At 65.1% G+C, this 20,928-nt stretch carries 22 protein-coding genes and 2 pseudogenes; 17 read left to right on the top strand and 7 right to left on the bottom strand.

The genetic code is table 11. The features are described from left to right. The 5 genes from AAC997_RS06195 to AAC997_RS06175 form a co-directional block, all read right to left on the bottom strand. The coding region (locus tag AAC997_RS06195; protein ID WP_340644816.1) for a DUF5906 domain-containing protein at window positions 1–1,386 on the bottom strand (1,386 nt) is incomplete at its 3' end. Beyond that, complete coding sequence (locus tag AAC997_RS06190) at window positions 1,376–1,618, bottom strand: hypothetical protein (RefSeq protein WP_340644815.1); 243 nt, start codon at window positions 1,616–1,618, stop codon at window positions 1,376–1,378. The genes AAC997_RS06190 and AAC997_RS06195, both read right to left, overlap by 11 nt. Before the next feature lie 48 nt (window positions 1,619–1,666). Then, window positions 1,667–2,104, bottom strand: coding sequence for a hypothetical protein (locus AAC997_RS06185; RefSeq protein WP_340644814.1), 438 nt, complete (start codon window positions 2,102–2,104; stop codon window positions 1,667–1,669). Beyond that, the gene (locus AAC997_RS06180) at window positions 2,101–3,402 is read right to left on the bottom strand and encodes a tyrosine-type recombinase/integrase (RefSeq protein ID WP_340644813.1); all 1,302 of its coding nucleotides are present in this window, start codon (window positions 3,400–3,402) and stop codon (window positions 2,101–2,103) included. Before AAC997_RS06180 ends, AAC997_RS06185 begins: the two co-directional genes overlap by 4 nt. Before the next feature lie 1,015 nt (window positions 3,403–4,417). After that, window positions 4,418–4,906 carry a hypothetical protein gene (locus tag AAC997_RS06175; RefSeq protein WP_340644812.1) on the bottom strand — a complete coding sequence of 163 codons (489 nt, stop codon included), beginning with the start codon at window positions 4,904–4,906 and terminating at the stop codon, window positions 4,418–4,420. 487 nt (window positions 4,907–5,393) lie between these two features. Between AAC997_RS06175 and AAC997_RS06170 the strand changes: the two genes are divergently transcribed. Then, window positions 5,394–7,430 (top strand): TonB-dependent receptor, encoded by a 2,037-nt coding sequence (locus tag AAC997_RS06170; protein WP_340644811.1) that lies wholly within the window; start codon window positions 5,394–5,396, stop codon window positions 7,428–7,430. Window positions 7,431–7,492: 62 nt separating this feature from the next. Continuing rightward, complete coding sequence (locus AAC997_RS06165; RefSeq protein ID WP_340644810.1) at window positions 7,493–8,134, top strand: TetR/AcrR family transcriptional regulator; 642 nt, start codon at window positions 7,493–7,495, stop codon at window positions 8,132–8,134. Window position 8,135: 1 nt separating this feature from the next. Here AAC997_RS06165 and AAC997_RS06160 read toward each other — a convergent pair whose 3' ends face one another. Continuing rightward, window positions 8,136–8,726, bottom strand: a complete 591-nt coding sequence (locus AAC997_RS06160) for a TetR/AcrR family transcriptional regulator (RefSeq protein ID WP_340644809.1) — start codon at window positions 8,724–8,726, stop codon at window positions 8,136–8,138. A gap of 243 nt (window positions 8,727–8,969) precedes the next feature. On the opposite strand from AAC997_RS06160, the gene AAC997_RS06155 reads away from it, so the two are divergent. The 15 genes and pseudogenes from AAC997_RS06155 to AAC997_RS06085 all read left to right on the top strand — a co-directional run bounded on the left by AAC997_RS06155 (window position 8,970) and on the right by AAC997_RS06085 (window position 20,451). Then, window positions 8,970–9,488, top strand: a complete 519-nt coding sequence (locus AAC997_RS06155; RefSeq protein ID WP_340644808.1) for a GNAT family N-acetyltransferase — start codon at window positions 8,970–8,972, stop codon at window positions 9,486–9,488. Window positions 9,489–9,510: 22 nt separating this feature from the next. Beyond that, the gene (locus AAC997_RS06150) at window positions 9,511–10,548 is read left to right on the top strand and encodes a hypothetical protein (RefSeq protein WP_340644807.1); all 1,038 of its coding nucleotides are present in this window, start codon (window positions 9,511–9,513) and stop codon (window positions 10,546–10,548) included. A 3-nt stretch (window positions 10,549–10,551) separates the two neighbouring features. Continuing rightward, a complete protein-coding gene (locus tag AAC997_RS06145; protein WP_340644806.1) occupies window positions 10,552–11,505 on the top strand; it encodes an NAD(P)-dependent alcohol dehydrogenase in 954 nt (317 codons plus the stop codon). 249 nt (window positions 11,506–11,754) lie between these two features. Beyond that, on the top strand, window positions 11,755–12,942 hold the full coding sequence (locus AAC997_RS06140) for an amine dehydrogenase large subunit (protein ID WP_340644805.1): 1,188 nt from the start codon (window positions 11,755–11,757) through the stop codon (window positions 12,940–12,942). Beyond that, window positions 12,939–13,481, top strand: coding sequence for a MauE/DoxX family redox-associated membrane protein (locus AAC997_RS06135; RefSeq protein WP_340644803.1), 543 nt, complete (start codon window positions 12,939–12,941; stop codon window positions 13,479–13,481). The genes AAC997_RS06140 and AAC997_RS06135 overlap by 4 nt, the downstream gene beginning before the upstream one ends. Next, a complete protein-coding gene (gene mauD / locus AAC997_RS06130) occupies window positions 13,478–14,107 on the top strand; it encodes a methylamine dehydrogenase accessory protein MauD (protein WP_340644802.1) in 630 nt (209 codons plus the stop codon). Before AAC997_RS06135 ends, mauD begins: the two co-directional genes overlap by 4 nt. Before the next feature lie 9 nt (window positions 14,108–14,116). After that, window positions 14,117–14,632: a methylamine dehydrogenase light chain gene (locus AAC997_RS06125; RefSeq protein ID WP_340644801.1), complete on the top strand. Its 516-nt coding sequence runs from the start codon at window positions 14,117–14,119 to the stop codon at window positions 14,630–14,632. 1 nt (window position 14,633) lies between these two features. Then, window positions 14,634–15,107, top strand: coding sequence for a cytochrome c (locus tag AAC997_RS06120; protein ID WP_340644800.1), 474 nt, complete (start codon window positions 14,634–14,636; stop codon window positions 15,105–15,107). 680 nt (window positions 15,108–15,787) lie between these two features. Beyond that, window positions 15,788–15,865 (top strand): annotated as a pseudogene (locus tag AAC997_RS06115) (LysR family transcriptional regulator); the annotation flags it as partial. After that, window positions 15,865–16,026: pseudogene (locus AAC997_RS06110) on the top strand (helix-turn-helix domain-containing protein); the annotation flags it as partial. The pseudogenes AAC997_RS06115 and AAC997_RS06110, both read left to right, overlap by 1 nt. Before the next feature lie 221 nt (window positions 16,027–16,247). Next, window positions 16,248–16,682: a hypothetical protein gene (locus tag AAC997_RS06105; RefSeq protein WP_340644799.1), complete on the top strand. Its 435-nt coding sequence runs from the start codon at window positions 16,248–16,250 to the stop codon at window positions 16,680–16,682. A gap of 95 nt (window positions 16,683–16,777) precedes the next feature. Then, a complete protein-coding gene (locus AAC997_RS06100; RefSeq protein ID WP_340644798.1) occupies window positions 16,778–17,830 on the top strand; it encodes an aromatic ring-hydroxylating dioxygenase subunit alpha in 1,053 nt (350 codons plus the stop codon). Between the two features lie 4 nt (window positions 17,831–17,834). Beyond that, window positions 17,835–18,560 carry a GntR family transcriptional regulator gene (locus AAC997_RS06095; protein WP_340644797.1) on the top strand — a complete coding sequence of 242 codons (726 nt, stop codon included), beginning with the start codon at window positions 17,835–17,837 and terminating at the stop codon, window positions 18,558–18,560. 11 nt (window positions 18,561–18,571) lie between these two features. Next, window positions 18,572–19,576: a PDR/VanB family oxidoreductase gene (locus AAC997_RS06090; RefSeq protein WP_340644796.1), complete on the top strand. Its 1,005-nt coding sequence runs from the start codon at window positions 18,572–18,574 to the stop codon at window positions 19,574–19,576. 239 nt (window positions 19,577–19,815) lie between these two features. Beyond that, window positions 19,816–20,451, top strand: a complete 636-nt coding sequence (locus tag AAC997_RS06085) for a hypothetical protein (RefSeq protein WP_340644795.1) — start codon at window positions 19,816–19,818, stop codon at window positions 20,449–20,451. A gap of 3 nt (window positions 20,452–20,454) precedes the next feature. On the opposite strand, the gene AAC997_RS06080 is transcribed toward AAC997_RS06085, so the two are convergent. After that, window positions 20,455–20,928: hypothetical protein (locus AAC997_RS06080; protein ID WP_340644794.1), on the bottom strand; the 474-nt coding region annotated here is incomplete at its 5' end.

Raw genomic sequence — 20,928 nt, 5'->3', positions numbered from 1 at the left:
CCCTATCCCTTTACCCCCTTCGCCCCCTTCCGCATCGATCAGTCTGATACCGAGCAGATAGTGGTAACCGTTCGACTTCCTCACCTCGACGTTCCGGCGACCCAAAGCCGCGCGAAGTTGCACTGCCGTTTTTGGAACGGCGGTGATCTCCGCACAGTGCTCAACATACAGCGTGTAGAGGAGCGGCGAGTGTATGCGGTCGTCATCATCTAACGTGACGACAAGGCGTCTAGTAATGAAGTCCTCAATAGAGTCTGCCCCGAAGAGCAATTTGGCGTCCGAAATCATCTGCGCCGACTGAGGAAAGCGTTCGACACCTTCCCAATGACGACGAAGAGCCCGCTCAGCGGCGTCGAGACACATCCGGAGAAGTTCTGGCAATGCGTGACGCAACTTCTCAACAAGGAACGGGTCTCGGCGGTCTTCCGGTACGATATTGGGTGTACGGATCATCATGATGCGGCGTTCGAGTGCTACGGTGGCCTTGCCCAGCCTCGGGATTTCGTTTGTCGCCACGATGTGGAGCGCCTGGGGCTTCAGCGTGGACCCATTGCCGCCAACGCGACGCGCATTCATTTCATCGCCGCCGATTGCAGCCTTCAGCCACTTCAGTTCGTTCTTAGAAAGGCTGTCGAGCTCGGATAGCGAGTTCAGCCGAGAGCCATCAAGGGCAGCTCGCCCGTAGTCCGTCGTAAGTTCGTCAGGGGAAACGCTTGTTCTCTGACTTGTCGGAAACAGTCCGCCGATCAGGTTGATCAGAACGCTCTTACCGTTTGCTCCCTCTCCCAAGAGCATCAACATCATCTGTGCGCGTGCGCCTTCACCCAGGAGCGCAAAGCCGACGAGTTCAAAGAGCCGTTCGCGCGCTATTGGATCGGGAATGGTCTCTTCGAGAAACTGATTGAGGTCGTCTTTCGCCCCTTCGCCGTATTGGTACGTGACCGGAGCTGCGACCAGGGTGCGGAAGCGGGATGAATGCCGTTCGACTTTGATCGGATCGTCCCTGTCTTCAAGGTCCAGGACGATGGTGACATCGATACACGTGTAGGCCTTCCGACCGACATCGAAGAACGACCGCGCTACATATGCGCGGCTCTTCATCCCACTAAGAAGCCTGCTGACCGTGCCGCCGCGTTTGTGGATGAGGTCGAGAGCTAAGTCCTGGATTTCGAGATCGGCAACGCGCGCAAAGACGCCGCGTTCGGAATTGAAACACCGAAATTCACCTTCGCAGTAAACGAGCTGTCGCCCATGCTCCTTGAACGCTTCCATCAGCGCCGTTGATAGACCTGCATAGTCGTCGTGATCTATCCCAGCAGTCCGGTCGGTGAACAGCCGTTTGATGCGAGTCAGGTCATCGGGGCTCAGTTCCCGATCACAGTCCATGACAGGAGGACGTGTTCAGGCGGCTGCGGCTGTCCAGCCAGGTCTTGAGATCACCAGCCCGGTAGGCGGCCCTGCGGCCCACCCGCACGTAGCGAGGCCCCCCGCCTATGACGGCCAGCTTGGCGAGGGTCTGAGACGCCACGGGGACGTACAGCGGCACGTCGCGGCGGGTAATCAGGGTTTCGGGGTCTGAGGGCAGGGGGCGCAGCTCGCCGGGGCTTTGGGTATCCATCGGAATCCACCTCCATGTGGGGACATCTGACGGACGTTTTGGCCTGCCCTATCGGGGAGGGGGAGGCGGCAAATCTCCATTTAAGTCGTGCCAAATCTCGTCGCGAGTTTCGTCGTGACAGAACTTCAAAGCGGCAATGGCTTCGTTCAGGTCACCATCTAGGACCGATGCATAGAAGTGATCGCGGAGATCGGTTTTGCGAAAGCGTTCGTAGCTCCGTTTGAAGCTTGCGAGGGACGATCCACCCTGAAGGGTAACGCCGTGAGCATCGTAGGCCGCGCGCAGCGCTCCCGTGATGGTCACGCCTGCGGCGCGATGATCATTGACGGCAAAGAGCGCCGCACGTTTCCATGGCGCTGGCGGCTTTGTGCCAATTCGAATGTCGGTGATGATCGGTGGGCCTGACGCACGACCAACCGCGTCGCCGTACCGCTGAACGATCCGGCGATGCAGTTCATCATCTGACGGAAGGTCGTCAGGCGTCATCGCGACCGCTTTTGCGCGCCGGGTTTGAGGTCGTCGTTCGCGGGTTTGGGCTTGGGTGTCTTCGCCTTGCCCTGAATTGCGGTTCCGATGGCTTCGGTCGCCAGCCTCAAAGCGGCGTCTGACAAGTGGGCATATCGCTGCGTCGTCTTTGCATTTGTGTGGCCCAATAGCCTGCCGATGATCGGGAGGCTAAGGCCGCTCGCGGCTGCAAAGCTCGCGAACGTATGCCGGAGGTCATGTAACCGCACGCCTTCTAGGCCGGCTGCCTTCGATACGGCGGCCCACGGTCGTTTCAGATCGTGCCTTGGGTGCTTCGGATCATCGCCAGGGATCACGTAGGTTCCCACCTGCTTAAGGTCTCTCAGGATCGTCGCGGCCGCATCGTTGAGCATGATCGGCTTACGCCCAGTCTTGGAGTCCGAAAGGAAAAGCGTTCCGCGTTCGAGATCGACTTCGGACCAACGCAGATGCAGGATTTCGCGAAGCCGAGCGCCCGTGTAGATCAAGAGCCGGAGAGCTGCGGCGGCATGGGGGCTTAGCTTCGTTCGACGGTCGTCAGGGTTCGTTGGCAAATGTTTCGCGCCGCCCTGATCGTCCTGGGTTTCCCACGCCAGCCCTTCGTCCTCGGCAACTTGGATCACTTCCAACAGCCTCTCGACCTCTTTCGTCCCGAGATAGCGTTCGCGACCGTGCTCCGGATATCGATCAATTCCCTTCGCCGGGTTGTAGCCCTCCGGAACGAAGCCGAGTTTCGCGCCGACGCCATACATGGAGCCAACGACGGCGAGCATCCGGTTGGCCTGAAAGGGCGTCTCTGCACAGTCCGCGTGTAGCTGTGCGAGGTCGGCGCGCGTGAGTCCATCCACCTTTGCCTTGCCGAATCTTGGCAGGACTATCCGATTGAGAATGTCCGAATAGAGCGCGGCGGTCGTGGCTTTTCGCTTCGCCTCCACGTGCGCCTGAAGGAAGCGATCGGCCAACTCCTGAACTGTGATGGTGGCGCGGCGCGTGTTCCGATCCGTTGCGGGATCGGCTCCCAATCGGACGTTAGCCAGGTAGACCTGTGCCGCGCTCCTCGCCTCTTCAACGGTTAGGGTTCCGAAACGACCGATTGTGTAGCGCTTCTTCGCGGCGGTTCGCCCACCGTCGCCGGGGCGATAGACGACGAAAAAGGTCTTCACGCCGTTTGGTGTGATCCGGACGCCAAATCCCTTCAGCTTCGTGTCGAATAGGTCGTAGCGCTGGGGTCTCACCGTCGCATCAGCGACCGCTGTCTTCGTGAGATGGCTCGTCGGCATTGGCTCTCATTCCCTTTTCGGGGTTCCACCGGGGTTCCACCAATCTGGAAGAGCGCGGAATCGCCGTCAAGTCAGAGGCAGAGAAAAACCATGAACTACAGTAGGTTAGGAAGAGTCCGGAACTAGCCGAAACTGGTGGAAATGGTTCGGACTAGAACTACGAATCTGAGGGTCGGACGTTCGAATCGTTCCGGGCGCGCCAATTTCTTCTCGCTTTTTCAAATACATCTGCTGGCCGTCGTCGGCGGATGTTCGGACTGCATCGCTACTGCAACCAACCTGCAACCATCAAGCGGCCTTCGCAGATGGTTCTGAGCTCCGTGGCGCTAAGGTAGAAAATATCGAGGTGCGCTGCTCGGAGAGGCGACAGCCGCCGAAGCGCCGGGGGCGGTTCAGCCATCAAGTACGAGGCGCCGCAGGCGATCCCAATGGTGTTTGCGCGTCGTCGGACAGGACCGGCGATTGAGGGGGTCGTCGAGGTTGGGGGCCATGGTCTTGTCGAACAGCCGTGCCCTGCCGACATCGCATCACCTCGTCCGCCACGAGTCGCTCCAACCGCCAGCTTTGGATGCTATCGGCATCGGCAGAGTTGAACCGCGCATGGACGTCAGTCACGACAGTGGCTCCGGGTCGAACATCTACACCGGCCGCGCGGGGGCCCAACACTGCTCAAGTCGGCGGTGAGGGACCGAACCCTTCCCCTATCGATTAGTCTCGGCCGCTCGGATACTGGCCCTTCACAGAGCGCTGGCGCCTTCAGGTACCGGCTTTCGATCCGACAGGATAAGCAACAGGCCGAGCCGGCCCGCAAGTCGCGGGACCCTGCGCGACGTCATCAGCACCACTAGCCAACCCGCACCCTCAAGCGCGTTGGCGGTCACGTGCATCATCAGGGTCGATGGGGCCAAGTCCGTATCCGCGAAGTCCCCCTGCCAGACCGAATTCGCGGAGTAGAGGAACGTCAAGGACCGGCCACAGGAAAGTCCAACGCCACTTCATATTCATTCTCCGCGACTCAAGTTTGCGCCGCGGCGCGGGCGCCGCGTTCGAGGGTCAAGCCGATCAGCACCTGTGCCGCAACTCCTGCCGATCCCCACCACAGGAAGCCGGGCGGCAAGGGCATATCGAGCGGCCAGGTGGTGAGGACGTCGAACAGCAGCATCCCCGCCAGCGGATAGGCCAGCTTCGACCAGGCCGCAGCTTGGCTCGTGAAGGACACCCCAAGCACCACGGCCCATCCGATTGCGGAGAGGCCGTTGCCGACCGCCTCCATCCGCACCATCGGGAGCGCCAATCCAACATGATCGAAGTCGCCCAGCGCGATGTTGCGAACCGTCGCGACGTAGTTGACGACGAGCGCCGCCGCGGCGATCTGGCAGGCGCGATAGGCGATGCTGGGTTTCATGGTCTCCCCCTTGGTTTGCGTCACACTAGGCGCGGCATCGATGAGCGCAGCGATCATCGAGGACGCCATCGTGGTGAGCTGCGGATCGGCGCTCGCCATCAGGTGTTGGGGCGAGCCTTGTCGTTCCTGACGATCGCGTAGGTCGAAACGTCGAGCACTGCGAACGCCTCAACACTTGCGCGGAATGCATCACGCTGCCCGCCCCGCCACCCGTGCCGGCGAACCGTCGCGCGGCATGCCAGTAGAAAATCCCTTGCCCGGCGCCGTTCCCGGCAGTCCCCGCCGAGTCGGCGCACGGTTCAACAGGATCATTACGTCAGAGAAGTTGGTCCATCGACCTATTGAAATGACAACTACCCGGAAATCATCCCCATAACGCCCATCTGTCAACGACCGGTCTTTACTTTTTAGGTCGTATGACACATTTACACCATCGCGCAGAAATTGGGAGCGCAGGGTCCACGGGGAGACAGTGGCGATGAAACATACGAGAGTTCGGCTCAGGCTGATCGCGATGGGGGGAGCGCTGAGCGCGTTCGCGGGCGCGGCCGCAGCACAAGAAGCCACCGGCCAGCTAGAGGAGGTGGTGATAACCGCGCAGCACCGCAGCGAGAGCCTGCAGAAGACGCCGCTGGCGGTAACCGCCATGACGGCCGAGGCGTTGGATACTGGCGCGATCACCGAGCTTTCCGAACTTTCGGGCACGATTCCCGGCCTCTATCTGTCGGCCTATTCGACCTTGTCGCCGCAGGTCTTCATTCGCGGCATTGGCTCCAATGACGACGGCATCACCTCGGAGGGCGCGGTGGGCGTCTATCTCGATGGCGTCTATATGGGGCGCGCGTCCTCGGCGATGTTCGACCTCTTCGACCTGGACCGTATCGAGGTGCTTCGCGGTCCGCAGGGGACGCTTTATGGCCGCAACACCAATGGCGGGGCTGTGAAGATCGAAACCGCGCGCCCCGGTCCAAACCTCAAGGCAGGACTCGAGTTTGGCTATGGCAATTTCAACCAGCGCAGCGTGCGGGGCCTGTTAAGTGGTCCGCTGACGGACAACGCCTTCGCCAAGTTCTCGGGCAGCTACAAGGCGCGCGACGGCTGGACGCACGACTCCTCGAGCGGACGCAAGCTGAACGACGAGGACAGCCTAGGCGGCCGTGGCCAGCTGGTGCTGACGCCAACGGAAAGTCTGGAGGCCACCTTCAGCCTCGACTATCTGCGCGACCGGCCCAGCAGCAGCTTCAAGGAGGTGGTCGGCGGCACGCTCTTCGGACTCAATTCCGAGAGCTCCGATCGCTTCACGGGCGACTACGACTTCGAGAACGCAGCGATTCGTCGCGACATGGTGGGTGGATCGGCCACCCTCGATTGGGATGCGGGCTTTGCGCATCTGGTCTCCGTCTCTGGGTACCGGAAAACCAAGATCCGCTATACCGAAGACTACGACTCCACGCCGTTTCCGGTGGTGCATCTGGACGTCGCTCAGGACACCAAACAACTCACCCAGGAGCTCCGCTTGGTATCGACACCGGGCGAGTCACCGCTGGAGTGGATCGCGGGGGTCTACCTGTTGACGGATGAGGGGCGCAGCCACGACCAGTTCCTGCTTCCCTTCTTCGAGCTGCCGGACGAGGTCACCCACGCCAGGACCCGCACCAACAGCTTCGCGGCCTTCGGCGAGCTCAGTTACCGGCTCACCGAGCAACTGAAACTGACCGCCGGTGCGCGCTACACCGATGAGACCAAAAAGCTTTCCCTGCAGAGGACCTTCCGGCCTCAGGACGGCGCGCCGGCCATCAATTTCGTGCCACTGGCCACGGCCAAGACCTCGTTCGACAACTTCTCGCCGCGCGTCGTCATCGAGTACCAGGCGAGCTCTGACGTGCTGGCCTATGCCAGCCTCACCAAGGGCTTCAAGAGCGGAGGCTTCAACAACTTTCCCGCCGATCCCGTCGCGGCGCGCACATTCTTCCGACCTGAGGAGATCACCGCCTACGAGGTCGGGTTGAAGGCCACGACCTGGAACGGGCGTCTGCGCGCCAACATCGCCGCCTTCACCTACGATTACACCAACCTGCAGGTGTTCGCGCCCATCGACACCGGCGGCGGGGTGCCCGTGGTTCAGGTCACCAACGCCGCGAAAGCCAAGGTGACCGGCGCGGAACTGGAGCTGACGGCCCGGCCCATTCCATCTGTCGATCTGCAGCTGAACTACGCCTACCTCGACGCAACCTACGACCGCTTCCTCTTCGGCGGCCTGGACCTGTCGGGCAATCGCCTGAGCCGCGCCCCGCGCAACACCCTTTCCCTCAACGCGGACTGGCGTCACGAGCTTGAGCGCGGGACGGTCCGATTGCACGGGAACTATGTCTACAGCAGCAATGTATTCTTCACGCCGTTCAACGATCCCGATCTGTCGACGGGATCATATGGTCTCGTCAACGCGTCGGCGGCGTACGAGTCCCATGACGGGCGGTGGACGATCACGGCCTACGGCAAGAATCTGACGGACAAGGCCTATCTGGCGCACGGCATCGACACGCTGGCGACCGCCTTTGACCTGAAGATCGCTGAGATAGGACCCCCTCGCCAATTTGGCGTCAGCTTCGCTTGGCGTTACTGAGGGTCCGCGGAGGAGCCGCTCCCCCGGCTCCTCCGTATCCATGTTGCAACCGGAAACACTGCATGCGCCAGCCGAAGCGAGTATCCGACGCACCTCGGCCGGGCCGGCCGGGGACGGCTGTGCGGGCGAAGGGACAGCAACGCGTCCAGGAGATCCTCGACGCGGCTGTGAGCGTCATCATCGACGACGGCTATTCCGGCTTCACCCTGCGGCGGATCGCCGAACTGACCGAGATTTCCCTCAGCAACCTGCAGTACTACTTCCCGAGTAAGGAAGCCCTCCTGCAAGCGATGATGGTCCGTGAGTTCGACCGTAGCACGGCTGAGCTTGACGCCTTGATCGAGAGGCCAGCCGCGAAGCCTAAGACGCGCTTTCTGCAGGCCATCGACTACGTGCTGAGGGACCAGGAGACGGAGGCGCGCTGCGCCTTGTTCTGGGAACTCTGGGCCATGTCCGTGCGCGAGCCGACGGTCTCACCGGTCATGGACACCTTCTATGACCAGTTCATGCGCCGGGTGACGGAGTTGATCCTGGACCTTAGCCCCACGATCGGACGCGCCGTGGCCCAACGGCGCGCCGGATTGATCGTCTCGCTGCTGGAGGGCGCCTCACTGCTGCGCGGAGCCGGCAAGCCGCGGCGAACCACCCTGGCCGGATTTGAGAAAGAGATCCGCGAGACCTGCCTCGTGCTAGCCAGCGCCTGATCTAGGTCGTCGCGGTCTCGCCAAGCGCCGCTACGATCAATCTCGTGAGCGCATCCACCGCCTGCAATCGCGACAACCGCCCCGCCGCCGCGTCCTGCGACAGAGCATCGGCCGCGCCCAGCAGTCCTACGAACAGCCCCTTGTCGAGCCGGACGGATGAGCCCGCAAAGGGCGTCAGAGCGCTGCGGTACTGGGCGGCGTAGCCCTGGCGCAAGGCCTGACGGAAGCCTTCCATCTCCTCGGTTCCCGAAAGCGCTGCGGCGACGGCTCCGAACTCGGGGCCGCTGGACAGGACACAATCCACGTGCGCCGCGGCGAGGATGCGGGCCGCGTCATCGAGCGTCCGCGCCTGGGTCTGCAAGGCCATGCCCACAGCCTCGGCCTGGCGCTGCTCGTATTGTTGGTAGAGCGCAATGAGCAGACCCGCGCGTGTCCCGAAGTGACCATAGGCGATCGGTTTGGTCACCCCGGCCCGCTCCGCCAGGGTGGCGAGCGTCAAAGCATCGGTGCCCTCCGACCGGATGATAGCCGCAGCCGTGTGCAGCAGTTGCGCGCGGCGCTGATCCTTCGGCAGCCGTCTTGAGGGCGACACCAGTTCCTCCCATAAAATGTGTCAACTGACCTAAATAGTTGACGTGGATCGATCCATATGTTTCCTACGATCCGTAACCTACCAAACGTAATATGTACACCGAGGACGAAGATGGACGAACAAGCGATGTGCGTCGCGCCGGCCTCCGCCGCTGATATCTTGAGGTTCGCGCCCCTTGTCCCCGACCTCATTCGCGCCACAGGTCCAGTCAGCTACGACTACCAGTTCGGGACGGATGGCCGATTGTTCGAGGCCCTGATCCTGGCTTCCTGGCGTACGCGGGACACGCTCTTTTCGGCTTCCGTCGCAACGCTGGCTACGGACGGCTCGGAGCTGCTGGGACTGGAAATCGGCTTCGATGGGCCCGACTTCCAGATCTTCCAACAGAACCTCGCCAAGGTGATCTCGGACCTCGTCGCAAGCGGAGATGTGGATGCGACGGCGACGGCCGGCCTCGCCACGCGAGCCCGCAAGGCGCGTTATCTCAACGCCCATCTGCCGCGCAGCGTCTATTACCTGCACGCGCTCTCGGTTCAACCGAGGCATCGCGGACGTGGCGTCGGGGCGCGACTCCTGACGGCGGCGATCGAGCGGGCCCGCGCCCGCGGACGGCGCGAGCTTCAGCTCGACGTCCTATCCGACAACCCCGCCGTGAAGTTCTACCGGGCCATGGGCTTGCGCACGGTCGTAGAGACCGTCTCGCCCGAGCTGACCCGAGATCACGGCTTTCCCAGCGAACTTCGCATGGCGCTCGCGCTCTGACCTCCCCGACGAAAGGACTCCCATGACCCTGCGCATCCTCATTGCCGGCGGCTACGGCTTGGTTGGCGGCCACATCGCTCGCCATATCCGCGCGGCGGGCCACGACGCCGAACTGCTTCTGGCCGGCCGCAATCCCGAGCTGGGGGAGCCTCTGGCCCAGGAACTCGGTCACGCCCGCGCCATTCGGCTCGACGTGGCCAATCCGGGACCGGCCTTGGCTGATCTGGGGGCTATCGACCTGATTATCTCGGCGTTGAAGGACCCTGCTGACGCACTGATCGACGCCGCCCTGCGCGCGGGGGTGGCTCACATCGGCATCACCAAGACCTGCGACGAACTCGGCCCGGTGCTGTTCGCCACCCGCGACGCGAGGCCTCGCCGCCCCATCGTCATGCTTGGACACTGGCAGGCGGGTGTCATGACCCTGGTCGCCATGAAGGCGGCCGAGAGCTTCGCCCACATTGAGACCGTCGAGACGGCGGCGCTCTACGACTCGCTGGACCCTATCGGGCCCATGACCGCAGGTGACAGCGAAGGCTTCTTCGGCCGCGCACTGCTGCGCCGGGCCGGAGCCTGGTTGTGGGTCGATCCAGAACCAAACGGCCGCCACGTGTCGCGCCGTGACCAGTCCGGGTTCGACGCGCTGCCGATGGGTGTGCTGGACGTGGCGAGCCTGGCTGCGATGACCGGGGCGGCGGACGTTCGCTTCGACCTTGCGGTCGGCGACTCGCTGGGGACTCAGGCGGGAGGCGTGGCTTCCCATGACATCTACATCGACATGACGGGCGTGCTCCTGTCGGGCCGCCGCGGGCGCGTGAGGACGGTCATCTCGGACCCCCGCGGCCAAGCTCAACTCACCGCCGTGGGCGTGTTGGTGATTGCCGAACGTGTGCTCGGTCTCGACGGCCGCCCTCGGGCCGAAGGTGGCCTGTGCGGGCCCGAAGCGCTGGTCTCCGCCGACCAGGCCATCTCCCGGTTCCAGGCATTCGGCGTGCGCATCGAGCACCACCCCATGGACGCCGTGGAAGCAGCGCCCGTCCTGGCGACCGCGGAGGCCTGAGTCATGCCCAAGACCATCCGCGCCCTGATCCAGTCGCCGGAGCCCGGCAAGATGGCGGTGGCTCAGGCGCCCGCCCCGATCCCCGGTCGCGGGCAGGTCCTGGTCGAGGTCAAGGTCTCGGCCGTCAACGAGATGGACGTCCAAGTGCGCGCCGGCCTGTGGGCCAAGAACGTCAAGGCCTTCCTCAAGCGCGGCCCCGTGGTCACCGGCTTCGAGTTCGCTGGAATAGCCCGCAGCGACGGTGGGCGAATCAAGGCCGGCGACCGGGTGATCGGCTATGTCAATGTGTTGTCGGGCCCCCGCACCCACGCCGGCCAGGTCTGCGTCGATGAGACTGACATCGAGGTGATCCCGCAGAGCTGGTCGCTGGATGACGCGGCCGCCCTGGTCGTGATGGGCCTCACCGCAGTCGAGATCCTGGAGAGGCTGGCGCCGGTGTCACCTGGTAAGCGGGTGCTGATCATTGGCGCAGCCGGCGGCGTGGGCGTCTACACTCTGCAGCTAGCCAAGCATCAAGGCGCGCATGTCACGGTCGTTTGCTCCGAGCGCAACGCGGCCTGGATGAAGTCCATGGGCGCTAACGCCGTGCGAGCCTACGAGACGGAGCCGAACTTCAAGACCGGTGACCTGTTCGACGTCGTGGTGGATGTTCCTTGCAAGGAATCCTTCGCGGCCAGCGCCCCTTTCCTGGCGCGCGGGGGGATGTATGTGGGGACAAACCCGCTTGCGGACCTCGGAGGCTTCGTGCGCGCGGCCTTCTCGTCTCGTCGCGCGGGCTACCTGATGATGTTGACAACGACGCCCGCCAAGCTGCGCCGGCTCATCGAGCTCGCCGCGCTCGGAGCCCTGCGCCCCGCGATAGACAGTCGCTTCCCCCTGTCTCAGGCGGATCAGGCTTTCGACCGGTTCGAGACCCGGGGAAAGCAGGGCCGGGTCCTGCTCAAGATCGAAGACTGACCTCGACGTCCGACGAAATTCTACTCGAAGCCACCACAGCCGTCCTTGGCGTGCTGGGCGAGATGGCCGTCGCCGATGTCAGCGAGGCGCCCGCGCGTCTGACTGATCTTGATCAATCCTGAGAGCCTATAATAGGTCAATTGACCCATTTACATCCTTCGACGGATGTATGATGCTGCGGCTCGGCAAGTCCAATTTTTTGGGTGGGTCGAACCTACTTTATGTGAACCGAGATAGTGGGACCAAGGGATGCTGCGCAGTCGAAACCTGACGATTTTCGCGTCCGTTATCGCACTCTGCGGTTCGGGCCTGAGCGGCGCACAGGCTGCCCCCCCGGTGCTCAACCCTCCGCTTCGCACGGAGACGTTGCCGACACAGAAGGTCGGCGAGCACTGGGTCTGGCTCCAGGATTACGCCGGAGGTCTCTACGCCCGGGCGATCCTGGTGAACGCGGAGACGGGGGACTGGCTGGGCACGGTCGATACCGGCTGGGAGGGGATTAAGCTGGATTTCCCCCGCGATCCGAAGGTCTTCTACAATCTCGGCCTCTTCATGAGCAGGGGATTTCACGGGGAGCGCGTCGACGCGCTGGAGATATTCGACCGCAAGACCCTTGGGCGCCTGGGTGAGGTGATCATCCCCCCGAAGATGATCCGCGGTTGGCCCAACCTGAACCACAGCGCGGTCACGGACGACGACCGGTTCCTGCTGGTGCAGTTCTTCACGCCGGCGTCGAGCATCGGTGTTGTCGATCTGCGCGCCCGCAAGTATGTCGGCGAAATCGAAAGCGCGGGATGCGCCCATGTGATGGCGTTGGGCGACCGCCGTTTCATGATGCTTTGCGGTGATGGCTCAGCCCTTGAGGTTCGCCTGGACGAACGGGGCAGGGAGCTCACGAGGGTTCCGCACAAGGGCCTGTTCGATCCCAACGGCGATCCTCTGCATGGAACCGGGGTCCGCCAGGGCGACGCCTGGACCCTGGTCTCACAAAAGGGCGCCATCCAAACGATCGACATCTCCTCCGGCGGATTCCGGCCGTTGCCGGTCTGGACGCCGGAGCCCGCGCCCGACGGGCCGCCCGCCGTTCCGGCGCAGATCATGCAGAACTTCGCGATCCATCGCAGCACGAACCGGCTCTACATACTCATGCACCGTGGTCCGCTTGAGCCAAAGGGCGGCGGTATCGACTATCACCGGCAGTATGGCAGCGAGGTCTGGGTCCTCGACCTGGCGAGCCACAAAGTGCTGAAGCGCCTGACCCTGCCCCGCCCGAGCGAGGCGGTGGCGATAAGCCAGGATGGGCATCCCTACCTCTACGTTTCGACCCTTGGGCTCACGGATGTCCTGGTCCTGGACCCCGATACCGGCGCTCAAATCCGCACATTGCGCGGTGGGGTCACCCCTCTCATCATGCAGCCGGTCGAGCCATCGGCATGACCCTGGACCCCTCGCTTGTGGCCGGGCTGCGCCTGGGTCTTGCTGGAATCCTTGCGATCAGCACATGGCAGAAGCTGCGCCAGGCGGGCGAGTTCCGCGCCGCCGTCGCCGGCTACCTCGGGTCCGGGCCCCTGCGGCGACTCCCGGTCGCTTTCGCATCGAACACGGTCCTGGCGGCGGAAGCGGTTGTGGCGATCTGGCTCTGTGCGCCCGGACAGTCAGGTGGCGCCTACGCGGCCGCCGGGCTGTTCGTCGGGTACGCCCTGCTCATGGCGGCTCTGCTGGTCCACGGTCGCACCGATGTGGATTGCGGCTGTTCCTGGGGCGTTTCACGCCAACCGGTGAGCCTTGGACTGGTGTTGCGCAATCTGTTGCTCGCCGCGCTGGGTTGGCTCGCCGCTGAGGCCGGCGGCGAACATCGCCTGACGATCCTTGGCGGTGCGGGGGCCATCCTGACGGCCGCTATCGTGTTGTCCTTCTACGCAATCTTCACGGCGCTGCTCGCCAACGCCTCGAACCTCAGAGAGGCACGCTCATGACCAGCGTCTTGACGGGCGTGCTCGTCGCGCAGTGGGCTGCGATTCTTGGCCTGCTTGTTGGCCTGCTGGGCTTGGCGCGCCAAATCGGCGTCCTGCACCAGCGCCTTGGACCCGCGGGCGCCCTGATGCTCAGCAAGGGCGCGAAGGTCGGCGAGGCCAGCCCGAGCTTTCGTCTTGAGAGCCTGGAGGGCGGCATGGTCCCGATTGGTGAGCCGGCCGCTGATGGCCGCAGCACCCTCCTGATGTTTGTGTCGCCGGACTGCCAAGTCTGTGGCTCGCTCCTGCCCGTTGCCAAGTCCATTGCGCGGAGTGATCCCAGCCTTCGCTTGGTGTTCGCGAGCGACGGCGACCTTGAAAAGCAGCGGCGCTTTCGCACCGAAAAGGGGTTGGACAACTACCCCTACGTGCTGTCTCGCGAACTCGGGATGGCGTTCGAGATCGGGAGACTGCCTTACGCGGTCCTGATCGCGTCCGACGGCGTCGTAGCAGCCCAAGGTCTGGTGAACACCCGTGAGCACATCGAAAGTCTACTCGAGGCGCATCGCATGGGCGTGGCCTCAATACAGGATTTTCTCGCTGACGCGCCGATATCAGAACCGGCGACCTTCAGTATTAGGCGGAGATAATCGGCACTCATGGACTCGTTCGACAAGTTCTTCCTCAAAACGTCGTCGCACCTGGCAAGTCGGACTTCGCGTAGAGGCGCGCTCGCTCGCCTGGGCGTTCTCATGACCGGCGCGGTGGCGCTCCCGCTACTGCCGGTCTCTCGCGTGGCGGCCCAGACGCTCGCGCCCCACGATGGCAAGTGGGACGACGAGAAGAGCTGCGACTACTGGGCCTACTGCGCCGTCGATGGATCGCTCTGCAGTTGCTGCGGCGGGACCGCAAGCACCTGTCCGCCGGGCACGCAGCCTTCACCTATCGCTTGGGTTGGGACCTGCAAGAATCCAGCGGACGGCAAGAGCTACGTCGTGTCATACAACGACTGCTGCGGTTCCCAGAACTGCGGACAGTGCTTCTGCAACCGGAACGAAGGCGACACGCCGCGCTACCAGCCGCAGCGCGCAAACTCCGTAACCTGGTGCTACGGCGGCGTCTCGCCGACATACCACTGCACGGTCTCGCGTGTGATGTCGCTGGCGGACCAGTAGGTTGCAGTTTCGTCCGCATCTCAAGGCCGCGTGCTGGGCGGCGCTGGCCGCTTGCCCAGTCGTCGGTCATGCAGGAGAACCGGCCCCGCGCCCTCAGATGAATTTCCCGGTCACGGATCGCGCGCGCTTCGACTACCGGCTTCACTGCGGTGGATGTCATAGGGATGACGGGTCAGGCCAGCCAGGCTTCGTACCGACGCTGAAGGGCCAGGTCGGGTCGTATCTTTGGTCGCGTGATGGCCGGGCCTATCTGGTTCAGGTGCCAGGCGTGGCCCAATCGTTTCTGTCCGACGTGCGCCTCGCCGACGTCCTGAACTACATCGTCGGCGACTTCGATCCGAAAGGCCCTCCGGCGGGCGCGCAGCCCTTCGCCGCCGATGAGGTCGGCGCTCTCCGCAAATTTCCCTTGAGCGACGCAACGAAGCATCGGCGCCGCCTGAGGACGCCAACGAGCAGCCATCCCGAACGCCCATGATCTCCTCGAACCTGCGCCAAGCAGCGCAACTCCCCCTCGTGCTCGCTGCAATGCTTAGCCCGTTTGCCGCTGGCCCTGCAGACGCCGGCCCGCCGCCTCGCGCCTTCGCGGCGTGTGCAGGCTGCCATCCCGTCTCCCCGTCTGGCGCGAACGGAATGGGCCCGAACCTCTTTGGCGTCGTTGGACGCAAGGCGGGGTCGGCGCCGGGATTCCGCTATTCCCGCGCGCTTCAGAACACCGGGCTGACCTGGAGCCGCGTCGAGCTTGACGAGTACCTCTCAAATCCCGCAGGCAAAGTGCCAGGAAATGCGATGCTCGCCGCCCCTGTTGGCTCCGCTGCAGATCGCGCTGCCATCATCGCCTATCTATCCTCGCTAAACGGAGCCCACCTCGCCACCGGACACCAATCCTTCCGCCGCCAGGTTGGGCGGTAGCGACCAAGCTGGAACCTTCTCGGTGAAGACCACCACATCTACGCGGTCGTTCTAAGGCGAGGCGAGGCCCGCGAGGTAGGGCGGGCAATGGACGGCGCTTGGCCGCCGAACTGACAGACGCGCCAACCCTCTGCTCGGTCTTAAGCTGAACATCGCGGCGATCTAGGAGGTGATCCTCGCAAGCAGGATCAACCTTTGCAGAAAAGCGCCGTCCGATAGGCGGACTCGGCGGCCGAGTGAGCGCCCATGGAACTTCGCCATCTTCGTTATTTTCTGGCCGTCGCCGAAGAGCTTCATTTTTCTCGAGCGGCGACCCGCACTGGGTGACGCTGGAGGCCAAGCGCGCGCTGCTCTACTCGAACATGACCATCGCCGAGGTGGCCTATCATCTTGGATTCGAGGACCCGGCCTATTTCTCACGCTTCTTCGCCAAGGTCGTGGGCCGCTCGCCCCGCGCCTTCAGGGTGGCGAGGGGCGGGGTCTAGCCCCCACTCCCGCTCGACCTTCCTTTGCGACGCGTTGATGTTCCGCACGGTCGGGCTCTCCGCGGTCTGCCGGACCACGCTGCATGTCGGCGCAACCCTGCTGATCTCGCCGTGCTTCGAGCCTGGCGAGACGCTGCGCCGCCTGTCGGATCCCGAGCTCGGGGTCACCCAATATTTCTGCGTGCCGCAGATGGCGCAGATGATCCGGGAGGAGCCGGCTATTGGGGCCGCCCGACGCCACCGCCGAGACGTTCAGCGACGGCTGGCTGAAGACCGGCGATGCTGTCCGTCGCGACACCGAAGGCTTCCACTGCCTGGTGGACCGCCGGAAGGACATGCTCATCTCGGGTGGCGAGAACGTCTATCCGGCCGAGGCCGCGGTCCTGGAGCTGGAAGGCGTCTCCGAGGTGGCCGTGGTCGGTGCGCCCGACGCGCGCTGGGGCGAGACCGGCGTGACCCACGTGGTGGCCGTCTCCGGCGCATCGGTGACGGCGGACGCGGTGATGGCGCACTGCCGTGGGCGTCTCGCCGACTACAAGGCCCCGCGTCTGGTCAAGCTTGTGGACAGCCTGCCCCGCACCGGCTCCGGCAAGGTGCGCAAGGAGGTCCTCAAGGCCGAGTGCGTGGCCGAGCGGCGGGCTGAAGCCCAGCCCTGACACGGCCTGAAATTCCCCTCCGACCCGACCGCCGGCGCTTGACAGGCGCACGTCGCTGGGATGGATTGTATACAATAGCTCTGGATATTCCCCACATGACCGCCCGCCCGACCTTCCCGCTGAACGCCTGGTATGCCGCCGCCTGGGACGCAGAGGTCAAGCGTGAACTACTGCCGCGGACCATCTGCAATAGAAAGATCGTGTTGTATCGCAAGGAGAATGGCGAGGCCGCGTGCCTGGAGGACGCCTGCTGGCACCGGCTTCTGCCGCTCTCCATGGGCAAGTTGCGCGGCGACGACGTCCAGTGTGGCTATCACGGGCTTGTATTCAATGCTCATGGCCGCTGCGTGCGGATGCCGTCGCAGGAGACGATCAATCCCTCGGCCTGCGTGCGTAGCTTTCCGCTGGTGGAGAAGCACCGGTTCGTGTGGATCTGGGCTGGCGACCCGGCCCTGGCCGATCCCGCCCTGGTCCCCGACCTGCACTGGAACCATGACCCGGCCTGGACCGGCGACGGCAAGGTGATCCACGCCAAGTGCGACTACCGGCTGATCGTCGACAACCTGATGGACCTGACGCACGAGACCTACATCCACAGCTCCAGCATCGGGAACGACGCCGTGGCTGAGGCGCCCTTCGATGTCACCAGCGGCGACAAGACCGCCATGGTCACCCGCTGGATGATCGACATCGAGCCCCCGCCGTTCTGGCGCCAACAACTGGGCAAGCCGGGCAATGTGGACCGCTGGCAGATCATCCGGTTCGAGGCGCCCTGCACGGTGGCCATCGACGTGGGCGTCGCCCCAGCCGGCACGGGCGCGCCGCAGGGCGACCGCAGCCAGGGCGTCAGCATGGTGGTGATCAACACCATCACGCCGGCCACCGAGAAGACCTGCCACTACTTCTGGGCCAACGTCCGCGACTACCAGCTGGGCGAGCAGAAGGTGACCACCCAGATCCGCGACGCGATCACCAAGGTGTTCGCCGAGGACGAGGCCATCGTCGAGGCGCAGCAGCGGGCCATCGACGACCATCCCGACCACGTCTTCTACAACCTCAATATCGACGCCGGAGCGATGTGGGCCCGGCGCCTGATCGACCGCATGGTCGAGGCGGAGCAGCCGCAGACGGCGATGGCGGCGGAGTAGGCGCGTGTCGCAGACAGTCTCGGCTCTGTTGCAGCTGCGCGACCTGATCCTGAGCGGCGACCTCGCGCCCGGCCAGCGCCTGCAGGAACTGGCGATCGTGGATCGCCTCGGCGTCTCGCGCACACCGGTGCGCGCCGCGCTGGTCCAGCTCCAGGAGGAGGGGCTGGTCGAGGCGAACCCATCGGGAGGCTACGCGGTGCGCGCCTTCTCCGAACAGGAGGTCAATGAGGCCATCGAACTGCGCGGCGTGCTGGAGGGCCTAGCGGCACGCCTGGCTGCGGAGAAAGGGGTGGAGCCCGAGCGCCTCACCCCTTTGAAGGGCTGCCTCACCGAAATCGACACCGTGATCGGCGCCGCGCGACTGACCCTCGCCGACTTCGAGCGCTATGTGGAGCTGAACGAGCGCTTCCACCACGCCCTGACCGCGCTGGCCGACAGTCCGATGCTGGCGCGGCAGATCGCACGCGCCTACGCTCTGCCGTTCGCCTCGCCGAGCGGCTTCGTCATGGTCCAGGCGATCCAGCCCCAGGCCCACCACATCCTCACGATCGCCCAGGACCAGCATCGCTGCGTCGTCGAAGCCATCGAGAACCGGGAGGGAGCGCGCGCCGAAATGATCATGCGCGAGCACGCCCGCCTGGCCCGACGCCACCTGGAACTGGCCATGCACGACCAGGACGCCCTGCGCCATGTGCGCGGGGCGGCCCTCATCGCACCGCGCCGCGCCTGAAGGACCCGCCCATGCGCTATGTCGACCAATGGGACACCGTCGTTGTCACGGCGGTCCGCGACCTGACCCCTTCGATCCGTGAGCTGACCCTGCAAACGCCCTGGACCGGCGCCCATCCTCCTGGCGCCCACGTTGATGTCGAGGTGCTGATCGACGGTCGGCCTGACACCCGGTCCTATTCCCTGGTGGGCGAGGGCGCGGGGCCGGTCTGCCGCATTGCGGTCAAGGGTGAAGTCCGCTCGCGCGGCGGTTCGCGCTACATGTGGTCGCTGGCGCCCGGCGCCCGGCTGAAGGTCACGCCGCCCTCGAACAGCTTCGAACTGTCGCTGGAGCCGACCCCCTACATGCTGATCGCTGGCGGGATCGGGGTGACCCCCATCGTCGCGATGGCCGGCGGGCTCGCGCGGCGCGGAGCTCCGGTCTCGATGATCTATGCGGGGCGCAGCCGCGGCGACATGGCCTACCTCGACGAGCTGCACGCGGCCCTGGGTGAGCGCCTGACCGTCCATGCCGACGACGAGGCTGGCGGCCCCGCGGACCTTTCCGCGGCCTTCTCGGCCCTGGCTCCCGACGCCCAGGCCTATGTCTGCGGTCCGGTCCCGATGCTCGAAGCGGCCAAGGCGGCCTGGGCGCAGGCCGGCCGGTCTCCGGCGCGTCTGCGTTTCGAAACCTTCGGGTCCGGCGGGCGCTACCCCAATGGGAGCTTCACCGTGCGGGTGCCGCGTCTCGGGGTCGAGGTCCAGGTGCCGGAGACGCGCTCCATGCTCGACGCCCTGGCCGATGCCGGCGTCCCGGTCCTGGCCGATTGCCGGCGCGGCGAGTGCGGCCTATGCGCCCTGGACGTGATCGCCTTCGAGGGCGACGTCGACCACCGCGACGTCTTCCTCAGCGAGGGCCAGCACGAGGCGGGCCGCAAGATTTGCGTCTGCGTGTCGCGAATGGCGGCCGGCGTCATCACCGTTGAGTCCCCCTGGCGCGGCGACGTGTCCACCACGCCAAGCAAGGTCTTCGGTTAGTTCGCTGCCGGGATCCTTCGGCGCCAAGCGTCGTGACGAGCTGACGATCAGATCGCGGACAGGCGACGGGACCTTTGGAGCGCCGCGGCGGCGACAAGCACCGTCAGGGCCGCCCAGAATGCCGCGGTCACGGGGCTTTGACCAAGGGCGGCGCCTTCTCCCACCTCGGGTCAGGTCACGACCTTGCGCGTGTGGGGGATCGCGCCAATGATTGGCCCTTGGGATACGGGGGGGTGTGGATGCGTCTGGTTCTTGGATTTTGCGGCTTGGCCCTGATGAGCGCCTGCGCGCCTCAGAAACCCGCCGCCACGCCCGCGCCGGCCGTTGAGGCCCGGGTCTCGGCCCTGAAGTCGGCGCCGGAGTTCGCGGCCTGCGTCTGGCAGGAGGTGAGGGGCGCCAAGTTCGCCATGCAGGCCTTCGCCTGCGGGCCGGAGCAAGGCGGCGGCCATATCGAGGCCGACGACGACCTGCCGGGATTCCAGTTGGTCTATGTCGGCTCGCCGTCCGAACGGCGACCCGTGGTGCGCATCTTCGCCAAGCCGGCTGACGCGCCGCTGGAGGCGATCCTGCCGGCGATCCGCGCGGCGTCACCCGGCCTCCACACCGCGACCTGCGCCCTGGCTCCGGCCCAGGGCTATGACGACAAGGGCAAGGGCCGCTTCGTGCTCGAGCCCACGGGGGCCGCCAAGGCCGCCTGGGAGGCCAGCCAGGCGCTGGAGCCCGGGGACCCTCCCTGCGGCGCCCTGGGGGTGTCCGCCGCCGGGAACCGCTATTTCCAGAGCATGCCCGGCCATCCGGACCTTGTGGTCTATGCCGACGTCGGCAGTGAGATTCAGATCTTCGACCCCGAGACCCTGCGGGTCATCGCGCCCTAGGCCCTATTGCGGCCCGGGCAGCCGGGTGGTCATCGGGATCTCAGGATCGGTCGGCAGCGGCGCCGCCGCGCGCGGCGGCTGTGGCGGTGTCGCGATGACGATCGGCGGCGCGGCCAGGGGCGGCGGCGTGATCGGGGCGAGGGGCTCGACAACGGGCTCGGCCCGACGGGACGCATCCGGGGGCGCGGCCCTGGCTGCTAGAACCGTCGTCGTCGTCGGTGGCGCAACCGCAGCAGGCCCAGTGATCGCGGCGGGCATGGACGCCGCGGCCTGCGAGCCAGGCGCCTCGGGGGCGGGGACGGGAGCCTGCTCCGACTCGGGCGCCTCGCGGCGAAACAGCAGCAGGGCCGCCACAACGATCGCGGCGATCACGACCCCGATCCCGGCCACGGGCGGAAAGGGCAGGCCGCCGACCCGGGTGCTGCGCGCCGCGCTGGCGCGGGCCAGGACCGATGCGCGCGCCGGCGCGGATTCGGG

It is taken from the genome of Phenylobacterium sp. (assembly GCF_037968635.1).
Lineage (GTDB): Bacteria > Pseudomonadota > Alphaproteobacteria > Caulobacterales > Caulobacteraceae > Phenylobacterium.
The sequence above is the reverse complement of the archived record's forward strand: the minus strand, read 5'-3'. Positions and strand labels throughout refer to the sequence as shown.